Genomic DNA, 17,199 nt, shown 5'->3' with positions numbered 1-17,199 from the left:
CGCGGACGATCATGCCAAAGAGCCGGCGGCGGGCCCAGACCCGGGGGACAACCGCCGTCTCTTCGTTACGTACCGCACCACGGGCCCGCCGCTTCCGGCCTGCCGGCGCGGTCCGCCGGCGGGTCAGTGACTCGGGCCGGTGGCCGTCACACCGCCACGGGCACCGGCTGGCGGACCCACTCGCCCTTGCGCATGACGCCCTTGAGCGTGAAGTCGGCGTCCAGAACCACCAGGTCGGCGTCCTTGCCGGGCTCCAGCGAGCCGACCCGGTCGTACACGCCGAGCAGCCGGGCCGGGTTGGCGGAGATGGACCGCACCACGTCGGCGACCGGGATGCGGTCGACGGTCACGGCCCGGTGGAAGGCGGTGTCCAGGGTGAGTGTGGAACCGGCGATGGAGTTGCCCTCCACGAGCCGGGCGACGCCGTCCTTGACCTCGACGGCGAGCGGGCCCAGCTGGTACTGGCCGTCGCCGAAGCCGGCCGCGTCCATGGCGTCGGTGATCAGCGCGACGCGGTGGGCGCCCGCGTGGTGGTAGGCCAGTTGCAGGGCGGCCGGGTGCAGGTGCGTGCCGTCGTTGATCAGCTCGACCGTGATCCGCTCGTCCTCCAGGAGGGCGGCGATCGGGCCGGGCGCGCGGTGGCCCAGGGGCGGCATCGCGTTGAAGAGGTGCGTGGCGACGGTGGCGCCCGCGTCGATGGCCTCGACGGTCTGCTCGTAGGTGGCGTCGGTGTGCCCGATGGCGGCGATGACGCCGTGCTCGGCGAGCAGCCGTACGGACTCGATGCCGCCGGGCAGTTCGGTGGCGAGCGTGAACATCTTCGCGGTGCCCCGGGCCGCGTCCATCAGCTTGCGGACCTCGGCCGGGTCCGGGTGGCGCAGCAGGTCCTCGCTGTGGGCGCCCTTGCGGCACGGCGAGATGAACGGGCCCTCGAAGTGGATGCCGGCCAGGTCGCCCTGCTCGACGAGCTCGGAGAGGATGCCGGCGCGTTCGGCGAGGAAGTCCATCTCGCCGGTGACGGTGGAGGCGACCAGGGTGGTGGTGCCGTGCTCGCGGTGGGTGCGGACGCCGGTCAGGACGTCCTCCACGGTGCCGGAGGTGAAGGAACCGCCGCCGCCGCCGTGGTTGTGCATGTCCACGAAGCCGGGGACGATCCAGTGGCCGGAGAGGTCGATGCTCGGTGCGTCGTCCGCCGCACTGCCGGCGAGGCGGGTGCCCTCGACGATCACCCGGCCGTTCTCGACGGTGCCGGTGGGGAGTACCACCCGGGCACCTGCGAGAACCGTGCTGTCTTCGCGTCCGGCCATCAGGCGGATACCTCCGTGGAGAGAAGATCCCAGGCGAGCAGCCCTGCGCCCAGGCATCCGGCGGTGTCCCCGAGGGCTGCGGGGACGATGTGGGGCAGCTTCTGGAACGTGACGCGTTCCTCGACGGCCGCACGGAGTGGTGTGAACAAGGTTTCCCCCGCCTCGGCGAGACCGCCACCGATGATGAGCGTGCGCGGGTCCAGCAGGGTGAGCGCGGTGACCAGCCCGGCGGCGAGGGCGTCGACCGCGTCGCGCCAGACGGCCAGGGCCGCCGGGTCGCCCGACTCCACGGCCTTGGCGCAGTCCGCGGCGTCGGCCTTCGGGTCGCCGGACGCGGCGGCCCAGGCCCGGCTGACGGCGGCTGCGGAGGCCAGTGTCTCCAGGCAGCCGCGCTGGCCGCAGGGGCAGTCCGGGCCGTCCGGCCGGATCACGATGTGGCCGATCTCGCCCGCCGAGCCGTGGGCGCCCGCCTCGATGGAGCCGGAGATGCCGATGGCCCCGGCGATCCCGGTGCCGAGCGGGATGAAGACGAAGCGGTCGGCGCCCCGGCCCGCCCCGATCCGGCCCTCCGCGAGTCCGCCGGTCCTGACGTCGTGGCCGAGGGCGACGGGGACGCCGCCGAGCCGCTCGCCGAGCAGCCGGCGCAGCGGGACGTCGCGCCAGCCCAGGTTGGCCGCGTAGAGCGCGATGCCGTTGTCGGCGTCGACGATGCCGGGCACGGCGACACCGGCGGCGAGAGCGCTCTCGCCGAAGTGCTCCTCGCCGTACGCGCGCAGATCCGCCGCGAAGGTGAGGATCGACTCCACGACGGCGTCGGCGCCGCGCTCTCTGCCGGTCGCGCGCCGTGCCTCGTAGAGCAGGGCGCCATCGGCCCCGACCAGTGCGGCCTTCATTCCGGTGCCGCCCACATCGAGGGCGATGACGTGTTTCACGGGAAACAGTTTCGCCCGACGGACCCCAAAAGGTCTAGTCCACTATCGCTGTTTGTTGCGCATCCATACAAAATCGGCCCCGCAGCCCGCCGGCGGCAGGGGCCCACGGCCCCTACGGGTTGCCCGGCAGGATCACGCTGCGCGACAGATTGCGCGGGTGGTCCGGGTCGTAGCCCTTCGACTCCGCGAGCGCCACCGCGAGCCGCTGGGCCCGGATCAGGTCGGCCATCGGGTCGGTGCCGGTACGGGCCACGAGCGTCCCGCCGACCCCCGTGACCTCGCCCGCCAGCCCCTCCGGCAGGGTGCCGAACACCCAGGCCACCCGGTTCGGCCCGGTGATCGCGATCGGTCCGTGGCGGTACTCCATCGCGGGGTAGGACTCCGTCCAGGCGCCCGCCGCCTCGCGCATCTTCAGCCCGGCCTCCTGCGCCAGGCCGTAGGTCCAGCCGCGCCCCAGGAACGTCCACTGCTCGGCCGCGACCACCGCCTCGTCCAGCGGCTCGGTCACCGCCAGTTCCGCGTCCACGGCGGCCTCGGCCACCGTCTTCACGCCGGCCGGGAGCGGGCCGGCCGCTTCGAGGCCGGCCCGCAGGAAGGCGAGCGCGGTGGTGGCGAACCGGGTCTGCACGACCGACTCCTCGTCGGCCCAGTCCAGGACCACCACGGTGTCGGCGGCGTCCATGACCGGGGTCGCCGGGTCGGCGGTCAGCGCGAGGGTGGGTGTCTTGCCGCGCAGCCCGGCCAGCAGCGCCAGCACCTCGCTCGTGGTGCCGGAGCGGGTGATCGCCACGACGCGGTCGTAGGACCGCCCGGCCGGGAACTCCGAGGAGGCGTACGCGTCCGTCTCGCCCTGCCCGGCCGCCTCGCGCAGCGCCGCGTAGGCGATGGCCATGAACCACGAGGTGCCGCACCCGGTGACGGCGACCCGCTCGCCCGGACGCGGCAGCCCCTCGGCCACCGCGCCCGCCTCGGCGGCACGACGCCAGCAGCTGGGCTGGGTGGCAATTTCTGATGCGGTACGGGACATGCGGTACGGCTCCTCGCGGCGTGGGCGCGTATAAAGGTCTGGACCATTAGGGGGGTAAGGGCCTTGTGCCGGGCCCTGGTTGACCGAGACCTACTTAGCAGTGACTCAGCGTCCCGTGCAATGCTGCTGCGTTGCCGAAGCGATACCGGGGTGGTGTAGACCTCCTCGGAAGCGGTGGGGCAAAATCGCAGCTCATCCGGAGCGCACCCGCGCGGACGTGGGTGCCACGGATGACGCGATCGACGAGGACGGACTGGGCTGTGCAGCGGCGTTACTTGGGACTTACGGCGGCTGTCGCCGCTCTGGGGATGACGGCAACGCTGGCGGGCTGCGGCGGCGGGAGCGGCGGGGGCGATGTCACGCTGAAGCTGGTCGCGGCCGACTACGGCACCGGCGAGGCGAACAAGTCCGACACGTACTGGGACGGGGTCGCCAGGAGCTTCGAGGCGTCCCACCCCGGCATCAAGGTCGACGTGACCGTCCTGCCGTGGACGGACATCGACCGCAAGGTCGCGGAGATGGTGAAGGCCGGCAACGCCCCCGACATGGCGCAGATCGGCGCGTACGCGGACTACGCCAAGGCCGGGAAGCTCTACTCCGCCGACCAGATGCTCAGCGTCCGCACCCAGGCGAACTTCCTGCCGGTCCTCGCGGACGCGGGCCGGGTCAACCAGATCCAGTACGGGCTGCCGTTCGTGGCCAGCACCCGGCTGCTCTTCTACAACAAGAAGCTGTTCAGCCAGGCCGGTCTGAACGCCCCGAAGACCTGGGACGACATCGCCACCGACGCCGCCGCGCTCAAGCAGCACGGCGTGAAGTACCCGTTCGCGCTGCCGCTCGGCCAGGAGGAGTCCCAGGCCGAGACGCTGATGTGGCTCCTCAGCGGCGGCGGTGGCTACACCGACGACGTCGGCTCGTACAACATCGACTCGGAAGAGAACATCAAGACGTTCGACTGGCTGAAGTCGCACCTCGTCGACAAGGACCTCGTCGGCCCCGTCGCCCCCGGCAAGCTCAACCGGGCGAAGGCCTTCGCGGCGTTCACCAGCGGTGACGTCGGCATGCTCAACGGCCACCCGACGCTGATGCAGGAGGCCCAGGAGAAGGGCGTGGACGTCGGCATGGTGCCGCTGCCCGGCGTCACCGGGCCCACCAACAGCTCGATGGGTGTCGCCGACTGGATCATGGGCTTCAAGCAGAACGACCACCGGGTCGAGCTGGGCAAGTTCTTCGACTTCATGTTCAGCGACAAGAACGTCATCGAATTCGCGGACACGTACGACCTGCTGCCGGTCACCGACAGCGCCTCGGCCTCGATGGAGACCAACCCCAAGTACAAGCCGCTGTACAAGTTCCTGGACGCGCTGCCGAACGCGCAGTTCTACCCGGTCGGCAAGACGTCCTGGGCCAAGGCCAGCGAGTCGATCAAGAAGAACATCGGTGAGGCGGTCGAGCCGGGCGCGAAGCCGGAGAGCGTGCTGGAGCGCATAGCCCAGGAGTCCACGGCGGCCGAGAGCGCGGAGTAGCGGTCCGCCGGGCGCCCCATATATTGGCTGATATGACCGCCCTCCCCCCGGACACCCCCGACGAACCAGGACCGCCCGCCCCCGGCCTCTCCGACCGGGACCGCGCGGTGCTCGCGGTCGAGCGGCAGTCGTGGGCGGGCCCGGGGGCGAAGGAGCGGGCGATCCGGGAGCGGCTCGGCATCTCCCCGACCCGCTACTACCAGCTGCTGAACGCCCTGCTGGACGACCGGCGGGCGCTGGCGGAGGACCCGGTCACCGTCAACCGTCTGCGCCGGGTACGAGAGGCCCGCCGCGGCCGCCGCTGACCCCCGGGGCGGTGACGCCTATAGGCTCGGCCCATGGGCAGCCACCCGCACACCCCACCCCTGCCGACCCCGACGACCCCCGCCGGCCGGGAGGGCCTCGCCGCTCTCCTCGGCCGCCCCGACCGCGCCGTCATCGCACTCGACTTCGACGGCACCCTCGCGGACATCGTTCCCGACCCCGAACAGGCCCGCGCCCACGCCGGGACCGTCGAGGCGCTCGCCGCACTGGCCCCCAAGGTCGCGTCGATCGCCGTGATCACCGGCCGCCCGGCCGGCGTCGCGGTCCGCTACGGCGGCTTCGCCGGAGTGCCGGGCCTCGACCACCTCGTCGTCCTCGGCCACTACGGCGCCGAACGCTGGGACGCCGTGTCCGGCACCGTCCACGCCCCCGCCCCGCACCCGGGCGTCGCAGCCGTGCGGGCCGAACTCCCCGGCTTCCTCGACAGGTTCGACTCCTGGCACGGCACCTGGATAGAGGAGAAGGGGCAGGCGCTCGCCGTCCACACCCGCCGCGCCCAGGACCCGCAGGCCGCGTTCGACGCACTGCGCGGCCCCCTCGGTGAGCTCGCCGCCCGGCACGGCCTGATCGTCGAACCGGGCCGGATGGTCCTGGAACTGCGGCCCGCCGGTATGGACAAGGGCGTCGCCCTCACGCGGTACGTGCGCGAGACGGGCGCCGAGTCCGTGCTGTACGCCGGCGACGACCTGGGAGACCTGGCCGCGTACGCCGCCGTGGAGAAGCTCCGCACCGAGGGCCCCGACGGCACCCCCGGCCTGCTGATCTGCAGCGGCGAGGCGGAGGTGCCCGAACTGGCCTCACGCGCCGACCTGTTGCTGCCGGGGCCGGGAGCGGTCGTCGAATTCCTGTCAGCCCTGGCGCAGCGCCTCTAGCTGGTCCAGGAACCACTGCTGCGGCGGCAGCGCGGTGGCCGCCTCGGCCAGGCGCTCCGTGCGCTCGGCGCGCTCGTCGTCCGCCATCGTCAGCGCCTCGTGCAGGGCGTCGGCGGTGGCGGACACGTCGTAGGGGTTCACCGCGATGGCGTCGTCGGCCAGCTCCTCGTACGCCCCCGCCTCCCGCGACAGCACCAGGGCGCAGCCGTGGTCGGAGACGACGGGCACCTCCTTGGCGACCAGGTTCATCCCGTCGCGGATGGGGTTGACGAGCGCCACGTCGGCCAGCCGGTAGGCGGCCAGCGACCGGGCGAAGTCGTCGTTGACGTGCAGGACGACCGGGGTCCAGTCCGCCGTCCCGTACACCGAGTTGATCTCGTCGGCGACACGCTGGACCTCGGCGGTGTACTCCCGGTAGACCGCCAGGTCCTGCCGCGAGGGGTAGGCGAACGCGACGTGGACGACCCGGCCGCGCCACTCGGGCCGTTCGTCGAGCAGGGAGCGGTAGGCGAGCATCCCCCGGACGATGTTCTTGGACAGCTCCGTGCGGTCCACCCGCACGACCGTCTTGCGGCCGGGGCCCACCTGCTCGCGCAGCGCCGCCATCCGCTCGTCCACGTCCGCCTCGTGCGCGCGCCGGCGCAGGAAGTCCCCGTCGGCGCCGAGCCCGTGCACGCCGACGCGGGTGCGGCCGGTGCCGCCCAGGATCTCCGTGCAGCAGCCGATGAAGCCGTCCGCCCAGCGGCGGGTCAGGAACGCGGCCCGGTCGGCGCCGAGGATGCCGCGCAGCACCTGCTCCGCGATGTCGTCGGGCAGCATCCGGAAGTAGTCGACGGGCGCCCACGGGGTGTGCGAGAAGTGGCCGATCCGCAGGTCGGGGCGGAGCTCGCGGAGCATGCCGGGCACCAGCACCAGGTGGTAGTCCTGCACCAGGACCGCCGCGCCCTCGCCCGCCTCCTCGGCGAGCGCCTGGGCGAAGGCCAGGTTGTAGGCCTCGAAGGACGCCCACCGGCGGCGGAACTCCGCGTCGAAGACGGGTTCCACCGGGGTCTGGTAGAGCATGTGGTGGACGAACCAGAGCACCGAGTTCGCGATGCCGTTGTACGCGTCGGCGTGCACGTCCGCGTCGATGTCGAGCATCCGTACGCCCGGCTCCCCGACCCCGCGCCGTACCGCCTCGCGGTCGCCGTCACCGAGCGCGGCGCAGACCCACATCTTGTCGTCCACCGCGCTCAGCCCGGAGACGAGCCCGCCGCCGCCCCGTTTCGCGTCGAGCGAGCCGTCCTCCCGCAGGGTGTACGAGACCGGGCCGCGGTTGGACGCGACGAGTACCTGGGCGGCGGACTGGGGGGCGTGCTCGGAGACCATGCGCGGAATCTAGCCCGATCCCGAACTGTCCAAACGTGCGTACGGCGGCGTCTCGCCGCACCGCCTCCGCTCCGTGCCGCCCCGCGTCATGCCGCCCGGCGCGCGACGTACTCCTCGATCTCGCGCATCGGCGGCCGCTCCTCGGTGTCCACCGGGTACGTGTGCGGCACGAAGCCGTTCTCGCCGCGCTCGAACTGGGTCAGCGCGGGGCGGACCAGATGGCCGCGCGAAAGCCGCAGCTGGGCGGTCCGGTAGATGGCCGCCGCCATCCGGCCGAGCGCCCGGCCGTCCTGGTGGCGGTGGACGCGGACGCCGACGTCGACCTGGCCGAGCGCGTCCAGGCCGACGGTGTGCAGGGCGTCGACGAGCAGCCCCAGCTCCACTCCGTAACCGACCGGGAACGGCAGCTGTTCGAGCAGCGAGCGGCGTATGGCGTACTCGCCGCCCAGCGGCTGGACGAAGCCGGCCAGCTGCGGCCAGTGCAGATTGAGCAGCGGCCGTGCCACCAGTTCGGTGACCCGCCCGCCCTGACCGGCGGTGTCCCCGAGGGGACGGTCGTACATCGCCTTGACGAACTGCACCGAGGGGTCGGTCAGCAGCGGGCCGACGATGCCGGAGACGAAGTCGGCCGAGAAGTCCTTCAGGTCCGCGTCGACGAAGCAGACGATGTCACCGCCGGTCACCAGCAGTGACCGCCACAGCACCTCGCCCTTGCCGGGGACGGCAGGCAGCCGGGGCAGGATCTCGTCCCGGTGGATCACCCGGGCGCCCGCCTCGCGGGCGACCTCGGAGGTCGCGTCCGTGGAGCCGGAGTCGATCACCACGAGCTCGTCGACCAGCCGGACCTTCTCCATGAGCTCGCGCCGGATCGTGCGGACGATGTCCCCGACCGTCGCCGCCTCGTTGAGCGCGGGCAGTACGACACTCACGCGGCTGCGCCTCGGGTCGCCTCCCCGGGCGGCCAGGAGCTGCTCCAGCGGGCGGTCGGCGCACGACCAGGAACGCCTGGTCAGCCAGCGTTCGACCTCTTCCAGCACGGTCGATACTCCCTGTATGTGATCCATCTCGCGGTTCGGACGACTATCTCAACAGTCCGGTGCTTCGGTTACAGTCTTGAACAACGCAGACGGCCGTGGCATGCCGGGGTCCGTCCGCCGATAAACGCCTGGATCGATGATCCAGTGCCATAGCGCTCATCCAGAGGGACAGAGGGAACGGCCCGTTGAAGTCCCGGCAACCATCCCACCCCCAAGCTCTCGACTTCGCTCGAGCAGGGGGGACCCCCTTCCGCGAGGTCGGGTGGGGAAGGTGCCAATTCCGTCTCGTGGCGAAACGCGTCACGAGGAAGATGAGGAGAAAGGGCCTCGCCATCATGGCTGTTGAGACTGTTGCAGCATCTACCGAATCTTCTGTGGACCTCGGTCCCGCCGCGGCACTTTCCTGCCGCGAGTGCGGAGAGCGATTCGCACTCGGTCCCCTTTTCGCCTGTTCGAGCTGTTTCGGACCGCTCGAAGTGGCTTACGACCTGCCGACCGGTTCCCCGGACGAGCTGAAGAAGCGCATCGAGGCCGGACCCGACAACATCTGGCGTTACGCGCCGCTGCTGCCGGTCCCCTCCGACGTCGCGGACAAGCCGAACATCAACCCCGGCTTCACCAAGCTGGTCAAGGCCGACAACCTCGCCCGTGAGCTGGGCGTCACCGGCGGCCTGTACGTCAAGGATGACTCCGGCAACCCGACGCACTCCTTCAAGGACCGCGTCGTCGCGATCGCCGTCGAGGCCGCCCGTGCCTTCGGTTTCACCACGCTCTCCTGCTCCTCCACCGGCAACCTCGCCGGTGCGGTGGGCGCCGCCGCAGCCCGCGCCGGCCTGCGCTCCTGTGTGTTCATCCCGCACGACCTGGAGCAGGGCAAGGTCGTCATGGCCGCGGTGTACGGCGGTGAGCTGGTCGGCATCGAGGGCAACTACGACGACGTCAACCGCTTCTGCTCGGAGCTCATCGGCGACCCGCTCGGCGAGGGCTGGGGCTTCGTCAACGTCAACCTGCGCCCGTACTACGGCGAGGGTTCCAAGACGCTCGCGTACGAGATCTGCGAGCAGCTCGGCTGGCGGCTGCCCGACCAGATCGTCATCCCGATCGCGTCCGGCTCGCAGCTCACGAAGATCGACAAGGGCCTCCAGGAGCTGATCAAGCTCGGTCTGGTCGAGGACCGGCCGTACAAGATCTTCGGCGCCCAGGCCGAAGGCTGCTCGCCGGTCTCCGCCGCCTTCAAGGCCGGTCACGACGTGGTGCGGCCGCAGAAGCCGAACACGATCGCCAAGTCCCTGGCGATCGGCAACCCGGCCGACGGCCCGTACGTCCTGGACATCGCCCGCCGCACCGGCGGTGCCGTCGAGGACGTCAACGACGAGCAGGTCGTCGACGCGATCAAGCTGCTGGCGCGCACCGAGGGCATCTTCGCCGAGACCGCGGGCGGGGTGACCGTCGGAGTGACGAAGAAGCTGATCGAGGCGGGTCTGCTCGACCCGTCGCTCACGACGGTCGTCCTGAACACCGGTGACGGCCTCAAGACGCTGGACGCGGTGGCCGCCACCTCGCAGGCGACGGCGACGATCAGGCCTAGCCTGGACGCCTTCCGCGCCGCCGGCCTCGGCACCGCCTGAGCGGTCCGCCGCACCAGCTGAGAGGCTGCCGCAGCCTCCGACCACCCGTGACTCCAGGAAGGGCACCCACCATGAGCGTCAAGGTCCGTATCCCCACCATCCTCCGCACCTACACGGGCGGCCAGGCCGAGGTCCCGGCCGAGGGCGCGACCCTCTCCCAGGTCATCGAGTCCCTGGAGAAGGACCACCCGGGCATCGCCGCCCGTGTCCTGGACGACCAGGGCAAGCTCCGCCGTTTCGTCAACGTGTACGTCAACGACGACGACGTGCGCTTCGAGGGCGGCCTGGAAGCGGTCACCCCGGACGGCGCCGGCATCTCGATCATCCCGGCCGTCGCCGGCGGCTGCTGAGCCCCGGGACCCGAGCGGTCCCGCTTCGACGAGTCACCGCGATTGCCCTCTCCGCGACAGAAGCGGAGGGGGCAATTCTGCATGGTTGAGCGCGGTAGAGTGTGGGAAGACCCCTCCGCTGCCCGTGCCGCCCGCATATGAGAATGCGCCCGGCCACGACAAGATGCAGCCAAAGTGCCTGAGCCTCTTGCGCCATAAGTCGCCTTTGCCTGGCCCGACTTGCCCTGGAATCTTATGAGTTCCTCATATTCGGGCGTTCGGCGCTGCCCAGAATTCTCGTCCGATTGACCTGTTGCAGAGGGCAGTTGGGCAGATACATTCGGCCGCGGTCGACGCGTTCCGGCGCACGCACCCTCTCCTGTCGGAGGGTGAGTTCTGACCCGGGCCCGCGAAGTGCGGTCCTGTGCAAGGGCCAGTAATAGGGGAGTTAGGCATGGCTCAGGGCACCGTCAAGTGGTTCAACGCGGAGAAGGGGTACGGCTTCATCGCGGTCGACGGTGGTGCGGATGTTTTCGTCCACTACAGCGCGATCCAGATGGACGGATACCGCACCCTCGAAGAGGGTCAGCGAGTTGAATTCGAAATCTCGCAGGGCCAGAAGGGGCCGCAGGCGGACATGGTCAAGCTCGCCGTCGGCTGAGTTCGGCGCGGTCGGCCAACGACACTACTCACGCACGGAGGGCCCGTACCCCAGGGGTACGGGCCCTCCGTGCGTCCGGAACCGTTCGCACGCGCTGTCCGGTCGTCCGCCTGCGGAGGGGGTGCTCGTTGTCCACACTCCGGAGGGGGGCGCTTGCACTCTCGGGGGTCGAGTGCTAATCATTGGGCTTAGCACTCTCCGGGTGAGAGTGACAGAAACTTGGACCGGGCCGGTGAGGCCCGCAGGTCTGTCGGGGCAAGGAACCGGCAGGCGGCAGGCCGTCCGTCGCGGGCGCCACTCGGTCCGGAGAAATCCACCCCTGTCCGGGAGGACCACTTCATATGGCCAAGATCATCGCGTTCGACGAGGAGGCCCGGCGCGGTCTTGAGCGCGGCATGAACCAGCTCGCCGACGCCGTCAAGGTCACCCTCGGCCCCAAGGGCCGCAACGTCGTCCTTGAGAAGAAGTGGGGCGCCCCCACGATCACCAACGATGGTGTTTCCATCGCCAAGGAGATCGAGCTGGAGGACCCGTACGAGAAGATCGGTGCGGAGCTGGTCAAGGAGGTCGCCAAGAAGACGGACGACGTCGCCGGCGACGGTACGACCACCGCCACCGTTCTCGCTCAGGCGCTCGTCCGCGAGGGCCTGCGCAACGTGGCCGCGGGTGCGAACCCGATGGCTCTCAAGCGGGGCATCGAGAAGGCCGTCGAGGCCGTCTCCGCCGCCCTCCTGGAGCAGGCCAAGGACGTGGAGACCAAGGAGCAGATCGCTTCGACCGCCTCCATCTCCGCCGCTGACACCCAGATCGGCGAGCTCATCGCCGAGGCGATGGACAAGGTCGGCAAGGAAGGCGTCATCACCGTCGAGGAGTCCCAGACCTTCGGTCTGGAGCTCGAGCTCACCGAGGGTATGCGCTTCGACAAGGGCTACATCTCGGCGTACTTCGCCACGGACATGGAGCGCATGGAGTCGTCGCTCGACGACCCGTACATCCTGATCGTGAACTCGAAGATCAGCAACGTGAAGGACCTCCTTCCGCTGCTGGAGAAGGTCATGCAGTCCGGCAAGCCGCTGCTGATCATCGCCGAGGACGTCGAGGGCGAGGCCCTGTCGACCCTGGTCGTCAACAAGATCCGTGGCACCTTCAAGTCCGTCGCCGTCAAGGCCCCGGGCTTCGGTGACCGCCGCAAGGCCATGCTCGGCGACATCGCCATCCTCACCGGTGGCACCGTCATCTCCGAGGAGGTCGGCCTCAAGCTGGAGAACGCCGGTCTCGACCTGCTCGGCCGTGCCCGCAAGGTCGTCATCACCAAGGACGAGACGACGATCGTCGACGGCGCCGGTGACAGCGACCAGGTCCAGGGTCGTGTCAACCAGATCCGTGCCGAGATCGAGAACTCCGACTCGGACTACGACCGCGAGAAGCTCCAGGAGCGCCTGGCGAAGCTGGCCGGCGGCGTGGCCGTCATCAAGGCCGGTGCCGCCACCGAGGTCGAGCTCAAGGAGCGCAAGCACCGCATCGAGGACGCGGTGCGCAACGCCAAGGCCGCCGTCGAGGAGGGCATCGTCGCCGGTGGTGGCGTGGCTCTGCTCCAGGCCTCGGCCGTCTTCGAGAAGCTCGAGCTCTCGGGTGACGAGGCGACCGGCGCCAACGCCGTCAAGCTGGCGCTGGAGGCCCCGCTCAAGCAGATCGCCGTCAACGGTGGTCTCGAAGGCGGAGTCGTCGTCGAGAAGGTGCGCAACCTGCCGATCGGTCACGGCCTCAACGCCGCGACCGGCGAGTACGTCGACATGATCGCCGAGGGCATTCTCGACCCGGCGAAGGTCACGCGCTCCGCCCTGCAGAACGCCGCGTCCATCGCCGCGCTCTTCCTCACCACCGAGGCCGTCATCGCCGACAAGCCGGAGAAGGCCGCTGCCGGCGGCGCTCCGGGCGGCATGCCGGGCGGTGACATGGACTTCTGATCCTCACGGATCGGTAGCTCCAGCACAGCAGCACGACGCCGGCCCCCGGGGATCGCTCCCCGGGGGCCGGCGTCGTTCCGTGAGCCGGGCGCGGGATCAGGCCTTCGTCGACGGCTTCTCGCGCAGGGCGTCGACCACCGCGCGCTCCATCACCGCCGACCGGCTGATCAGGGCGCCCTTCTTGCCCATGTCGGTGTCCCTGATGAGGGAGCTCTGTTCGCCCAGGTACTCCAGGGTGGCCGGGTCGAAGATCCAAGCGGTGCGCCAGCCGGGCCGGGTGTTGTCGCGGGCCACGCCGATCCCGTGCCGGCCTGCCGCGTCCACCACGTCGGCGTCCACGCTCACACCGGGGATCTTCGCGGCGGCCTTGTAGAGGGCGGCCGCGGTCCTCGGCGGCATCACCGTCTCCTGCAACAGCTCACCGATGGCGTCGAAGGCGTCCTGGGCCGGGTCCCGGTCCTTCGCCGGGGTCTGGCGCGTGTCCTGGTCCCGGGTGATCTCGGTGGCGAGCCGCCGCAGCAGGACGTCGGGGTCGGTGGGCAGCGAGGCCAGCCAGTTGTACGTCGGCCGGTTGAGGCCCGCCGGGTAGCCGACGGGGGTCTCGCCGTCCGGGACCCCGACGGTGATCGGGAAGTACCTGCCGTCCTGGTGAATCAGGCCCTCATTGATCACCGGCCGGGCTTTCTGAGTCATCCAGACCTCACGCTCAACGGGCTTCGTCAGCTTCATGGGCCCGCCGTACTCGCCCTCCTGCTCGGCCTGCAGTGTCCTGACGTACACGAACTGGTCGTCGGTGACCGTCGCCGCGTCGCTCTTCGCGGCGACCGACGCGATCCGGTCCAGCAGCACGGCCGCGCCGCGCGGGGCCGTGGCCCCGGAACGGGTGCCCGCTGCGGACGGCGCCGGGGCGCTGTCCTGATCGGTCACGGCGAGGGTGGTGAGCAGCACCGCGCCGAGGGCGGCGCCGGCGGCGGGCAGCAGAAGGGCGGGGCGCAGCAGGCGGGGGCGGGGGCGAGGGGCAGCGGTGGCGCGGTCGCCGTCGTGGTCGATCTGACGCATCAGGGTGTCCTTGTGGTGGAGATATCGGCCCGGGGGCAGGTCCCGTTCGGCCGGGGCCGGCAACAGCCGGGCCAGTTCCTCGTGTTCGGCCCGGTCGGGGCCGGAGGTGCGGTCGTTCATCGGGCTTCCTCCTGGATGGGCAGGGCCACGAACGCGGCCCTGCTCCCTACCTCTCCGCGGCCGGGGCGCGGTTCCCGGCCGGACCGGTCCGCTTCCGCCGGCCGTGCTTCCCGCGCGGGCCGGGCCGATCCCCCGTCGGCCGCCCGGCCCGCTCCACCGTCCGCCGTCCGGCCGGGCTTCTCGTCGGTGAGGCGCCGCAGCCGGGTGCGGGCGCGGGAGAGCCGTGAGCGCACGGTGCCCACCGGGACGCCGAGCGCCTCGGCGGCCTCCGCGTAGTCGAGGCCGGACCAGACGCAGAGGACCAGCACCTCGCGTTCCTGGCGGCGGAGCCCGTTCAGCGCCTGCCGGACCTCGGCGAGCCGCCGTGCGTCGTCGACGCGGGCGGCCGCGGCGTCCGCGATGTCCGCCACGGGTTCCGGGGCGGGGCGGCGTGCCAGGAAGGCGAGGCGCCGTCCGGTGCCGCGCCCGGCGTTGCGGGCCTTGTTCGTGGCGATCCCGAGCAGCCACGGCCGCAGCGAATCGCCCTCGGGCTCGACGGAGTGGCGGTTGCGCCAGGCGGCCAGGAAGGTGTCGGACAGCACCTCCTCGGCCGTCGACCAGTCGCCCGACAGCCGGTAGGCGTGGTTGTAGACGATCCGCGCGTATTCCTCGTAGAGCTCGGCGAACGCCTCGTGGTCGCCGGCTCTGATCCGTGCGCGCATGCGCTCCCGATCTCGCTGTTCATCACATCTCACACCCTCTACCTCTCCGCTATGGGCGGATGGTTCCGGTGACCCGCGCCACACGGCTCCCGGGCTCGGGCTCCTTCGCTACGGCGTGAACACCATCTCGGGGAAGCGGTCCGAGGGGCCGTGCAGCAGGCAGTCGTCGTGTCCGCGCAGCCACCGTCCGAAGAACGACGCCGCGTACGCGCGGCTCGCGGCCGCCGCCCGGTCCGGCCGTACCGTCCCGACGGCCCCGGCCAGTCCGCCGGCCGGTTCCGCGCCCTGGCGGGCCAGTTGCGGGAGCAGCGACTCGGCGTCGGTGTAGGAGGCGTGGCGCGAGCCGGTCAGGGTGACGTCGGCCCGCCAGCCCCGGGTGTTCTTCCAGAACGCCGCCCAGGACGGCTGCTGCCGGTAGTCGCCCGAGCCCTCACCGGCCGTCCCCATCAGGAGCAGCGGCCGGTCCAGCCCGTCCGTGGCGACCGTGCTCAGCCGGCTGCCGTCCGGCTGCGCGCCGCCCACGTAGTCCAGTTGCCCGTCCATGTTGATGCCCGCCCGGATCCGCCGGTCGTCGTGCATCGTCTGGGCGGCGGTGAAGCCACCCGCGGAGTGGCCGAACATGCCGGTCCGGCGCAGATCGAGTACGTCCCCGAAGCGCGTCCGGTTCAGTTCCGGGAGCCGGTCCAGCACGAACCGGGTGTCGGCCACCCGGACCGCCATGACCTTGCGCAGCAGGGCGCTGATCGCGTCCGGATCGCTGGGCGGCGCCCCGTCGAAGATCCGCATGGTGGCGAGGCGTCCGTCGGGGAACTCCACCTCGGTCGCCTCGTAGGTGTGGTCGATCGTGACGACGGCGTACCCGTGGCTCGCGAGGTCGTCGACCAAGGCGGTGTTCCAGGTGCGCGGGTCGCCCAGCCCGCCGGAGTACAGCACGACGGGCAGCCGGCCGGCCCGTGCGGCGACGGGTGCGTCGCGGCGGGCGTGGCTGAGCGTGGCGGCCCAGTCGACGGACCCGGGTGCCATGCCCAGGTTCAGGGCGGCGGCCCCGTCCGGCCCGCCGAAGTGCGCGGCGGCCGCCTCTGTCATCTGCGGCTCGCGCCGGGCCGGTCCGCCGGGCGCGGCCGGGTAGCGGACGCTGATCATCAGCTCGCGGCGGGCCGCGGTGCCCGGCAGCCAGGGCTCCGCGCGGGAGGGGTCGACGAGGTGGTGCACGGTGGTGCCGACCTCGAACGGCCCGGTGGGCCGGGGCAGTCGTGCGGTCGGCAGGGGGGTGCGGGCCCGCCTGTTGCCGGCCGCGAAGGACGGGATGGCGCCGGTGGCCAGCAGGGCGGACGCGGCGAGGGCGGTGGTGAGGACCTGCCGGCGGTTGTGGGTACGGGTACGCGGGACAGCGAGCACCTGGAACTCCCCGTTCGGGCGGTGCGGCACGCACGGCACGGTCTGCGGTGCCGCGGGTCGCGGGCGACGTGTGCGAACGCCTCCACGATGCCTCCCGGCTGCCGCCCGGCGCGTGATACCCAGGTGCTCATTCGGAGGCGTGCGGCTGGCACCCGGGTAGGGGATGGCCGCCGGGCCCCGGGTCAGCCGGCGTCGAGGCCGTCGACCAGCCGGGTGAGGAAGCGGCTGAACCTGGCGTCCGGGGTCAGTGGCCGGGGCGCCGCGGTGAGCGCCTCGGCCAGCTCCGGGTGGCGGCCGTCCGCGGCGACGGCCGCGAGGTAGAGCGCCTCGGCGGCGGCCCGGTCGGGCGACTGCGCGGCCTGCGCCTGGGCGACCTCGTGGGCGACGTGCCCGGCCACGAACGCGGTGAGCTGGGCGAAGATCTCCAGCCGCGTCGGCCCGTCCGTCCCGCTGGGCCGCAGCGCGGCCAGGGCGTGTTCCAGGAAGGCCAGGGTGTGGGGGCCGAGGGTCCGGCGGGCCGACACGGCGGCGGGCAGCCAGGGGTGGCGGAGCATGTGGTCGCGCTGGAGGTGTCCGACGGCCTTCAGGTCGGTGCGCCAGTCGCCGGTGAGCGGGGCCGACGCGGGCAGCTCGGCGGCGACGTGGTCGACCATCAGGTCCAGCAGGGTCTCCTTGTCGGGGGCGTAGCTGTAGAGGGACATGACCCCCGCGCCCACCTCTGCGGCGACCCGCCGCATGGTGACCGCGTCGATCCCCTCGGTGTCGGCCAGGACGACGGCCGCCGCCGTGATCGCCTCGCGGCTGAAGGCGGGCCTGCGGCCCCGGCGGGGGCGGTCCGGGCTCAGCCAGAGCTCCCGGGGATCGACGCCGGCGGCGCCGGGCCCGTCGTTGCGGGTCATGGTCCGGTGCCTCCCCTCGTGACTGCTGCCTGTGGGTCCCATCC

The 17,199-nt window shown here is 71.6% G+C and carries 16 protein-coding genes and 1 riboswitch; of the genes, 7 read left to right on the top strand and 9 right to left on the bottom strand.

All coding sequences use genetic code 11. From position 1 onward, the window contains the following. Positions 1 to 146 precede the first annotated feature (146 nt). The 3 genes from nagA to EDD93_RS08150 all read right to left on the bottom strand — a co-directional run bounded on the left by nagA (position 147) and on the right by EDD93_RS08150 (position 3,266). Positions 147 to 1,307, bottom strand: coding sequence for an N-acetylglucosamine-6-phosphate deacetylase (gene nagA, locus EDD93_RS08160; protein WP_123524526.1), 1,161 nt, complete (start codon positions 1,305 to 1,307; stop codon positions 147 to 149). Next, the gene (locus tag EDD93_RS08155; RefSeq protein ID WP_123524525.1) at positions 1,307 to 2,239 is read right to left on the bottom strand and encodes an ROK family protein; all 933 of its coding nucleotides are present in this window, start codon (positions 2,237 to 2,239) and stop codon (positions 1,307 to 1,309) included. The genes nagA and EDD93_RS08155 overlap by 1 nt, the downstream gene beginning before the upstream one ends. Positions 2,240 to 2,351: 112 nt before the next feature. Continuing rightward, the gene (locus tag EDD93_RS08150) at positions 2,352 to 3,266 is read right to left on the bottom strand and encodes an SIS domain-containing protein (protein ID WP_123524524.1); all 915 of its coding nucleotides are present in this window, start codon (positions 3,264 to 3,266) and stop codon (positions 2,352 to 2,354) included. A gap of 308 nt (positions 3,267 to 3,574) precedes the next feature. Between EDD93_RS08150 and EDD93_RS08145 the strand changes: the two genes are divergently transcribed. From EDD93_RS08145 to otsB, 3 genes are read left to right on the top strand one after another with little or no spacing between them, the layout of a single operon-like run. Beyond that, positions 3,575 to 4,792, top strand: coding sequence for an extracellular solute-binding protein (locus EDD93_RS08145; protein WP_260255663.1), 1,218 nt, complete (start codon positions 3,575 to 3,577; stop codon positions 4,790 to 4,792). A 32-nt stretch (positions 4,793 to 4,824) separates the two neighbouring features. Further along, positions 4,825 to 5,097, top strand: a complete 273-nt coding sequence (locus EDD93_RS08140) for a DUF3263 domain-containing protein (RefSeq protein WP_123524522.1) — start codon at positions 4,825 to 4,827, stop codon at positions 5,095 to 5,097. A gap of 33 nt (positions 5,098 to 5,130) precedes the next feature. Then, on the top strand, positions 5,131 to 5,988 hold the full coding sequence (gene otsB / locus EDD93_RS08135) for a trehalose-phosphatase (RefSeq protein WP_123524521.1): 858 nt from the start codon (positions 5,131 to 5,133) through the stop codon (positions 5,986 to 5,988). On the opposite strand, the gene EDD93_RS08130 is transcribed toward otsB, so the two are convergent. Then, the gene (locus tag EDD93_RS08130) at positions 5,965 to 7,356 is read right to left on the bottom strand and encodes a trehalose-6-phosphate synthase (protein WP_123524520.1); all 1,392 of its coding nucleotides are present in this window, start codon (positions 7,354 to 7,356) and stop codon (positions 5,965 to 5,967) included. The genes otsB and EDD93_RS08130 overlap by 24 nt on opposite strands. Positions 7,357 to 7,442: 86 nt before the next feature. Then, positions 7,443 to 8,393 carry a glucosyl-3-phosphoglycerate synthase gene (locus EDD93_RS08125; protein WP_123524519.1) on the bottom strand — a complete coding sequence of 317 codons (951 nt, stop codon included), beginning with the start codon at positions 8,391 to 8,393 and terminating at the stop codon, positions 7,443 to 7,445. Positions 8,394 to 8,546: 153 nt separating this feature from the next. Then, positions 8,547 to 8,711, top strand: a riboswitch (SAM riboswitch). A 17-nt stretch (positions 8,712 to 8,728) separates the two neighbouring features. Here EDD93_RS08125 and thrC point away from each other — a divergent pair. From thrC to groL, 4 genes are all read left to right on the top strand, one after another. After that, entirely contained in the window at positions 8,729 to 10,021 is a 1,293-nt protein-coding gene (gene thrC / locus EDD93_RS08120; protein WP_123524518.1) for a threonine synthase, read from the top strand. Positions 10,022 to 10,092: 71 nt separating this feature from the next. Continuing rightward, positions 10,093 to 10,371: a MoaD/ThiS family protein gene (locus tag EDD93_RS08115; protein WP_123524517.1), complete on the top strand. Its 279-nt coding sequence runs from the start codon at positions 10,093 to 10,095 to the stop codon at positions 10,369 to 10,371. 433 nt (positions 10,372 to 10,804) lie between these two features. Beyond that, positions 10,805 to 11,011 (top strand): cold-shock protein, encoded by a 207-nt coding sequence (locus tag EDD93_RS08110; RefSeq protein WP_003967346.1) that lies wholly within the window; start codon positions 10,805 to 10,807, stop codon positions 11,009 to 11,011. 341 nt (positions 11,012 to 11,352) lie between these two features. Next, complete coding sequence (gene groL / locus EDD93_RS08105; RefSeq protein ID WP_123524516.1) at positions 11,353 to 12,978, top strand: chaperonin GroEL; 1,626 nt, start codon at positions 11,353 to 11,355, stop codon at positions 12,976 to 12,978. A gap of 96 nt (positions 12,979 to 13,074) precedes the next feature. Here groL and EDD93_RS08100 read toward each other — a convergent pair whose 3' ends face one another. The 4 genes from EDD93_RS08100 to EDD93_RS08085 all read right to left on the bottom strand — a co-directional run bounded on the left by EDD93_RS08100 (position 13,075) and on the right by EDD93_RS08085 (position 17,155). Next, positions 13,075 to 14,157, bottom strand: coding sequence for a CU044_5270 family protein (locus EDD93_RS08100; protein ID WP_123524515.1), 1,083 nt, complete (start codon positions 14,155 to 14,157; stop codon positions 13,075 to 13,077). Continuing rightward, positions 14,154 to 14,858, bottom strand: coding sequence for an RNA polymerase sigma factor (locus tag EDD93_RS08095; RefSeq protein ID WP_123524514.1), 705 nt, complete (start codon positions 14,856 to 14,858; stop codon positions 14,154 to 14,156). Before EDD93_RS08095 ends, EDD93_RS08100 begins: the two co-directional genes overlap by 4 nt. Before the next feature lie 108 nt (positions 14,859 to 14,966). Further along, positions 14,967 to 16,286: an esterase gene (locus EDD93_RS08090; RefSeq protein ID WP_260255661.1), complete on the bottom strand. Its 1,320-nt coding sequence runs from the start codon at positions 16,284 to 16,286 to the stop codon at positions 14,967 to 14,969. Between the two features lie 152 nt (positions 16,287 to 16,438). Beyond that, positions 16,439 to 17,155 carry a TetR/AcrR family transcriptional regulator gene (locus EDD93_RS08085; RefSeq protein WP_123524512.1) on the bottom strand — a complete coding sequence of 239 codons (717 nt, stop codon included), beginning with the start codon at positions 17,153 to 17,155 and terminating at the stop codon, positions 16,439 to 16,441. Between the last annotated feature and the right edge of the window lie 44 nt (positions 17,156 to 17,199).

This window comes from Streptomyces sp. 840.1, assembly GCF_003751445.1.
Classification (GTDB): Bacteria; Actinomycetota; Actinomycetes; order Streptomycetales; family Streptomycetaceae; genus Streptomyces.
The sequence above is the reverse complement of the archived record's forward strand: the minus strand, read 5'-3'. Positions and strand labels throughout refer to the sequence as shown.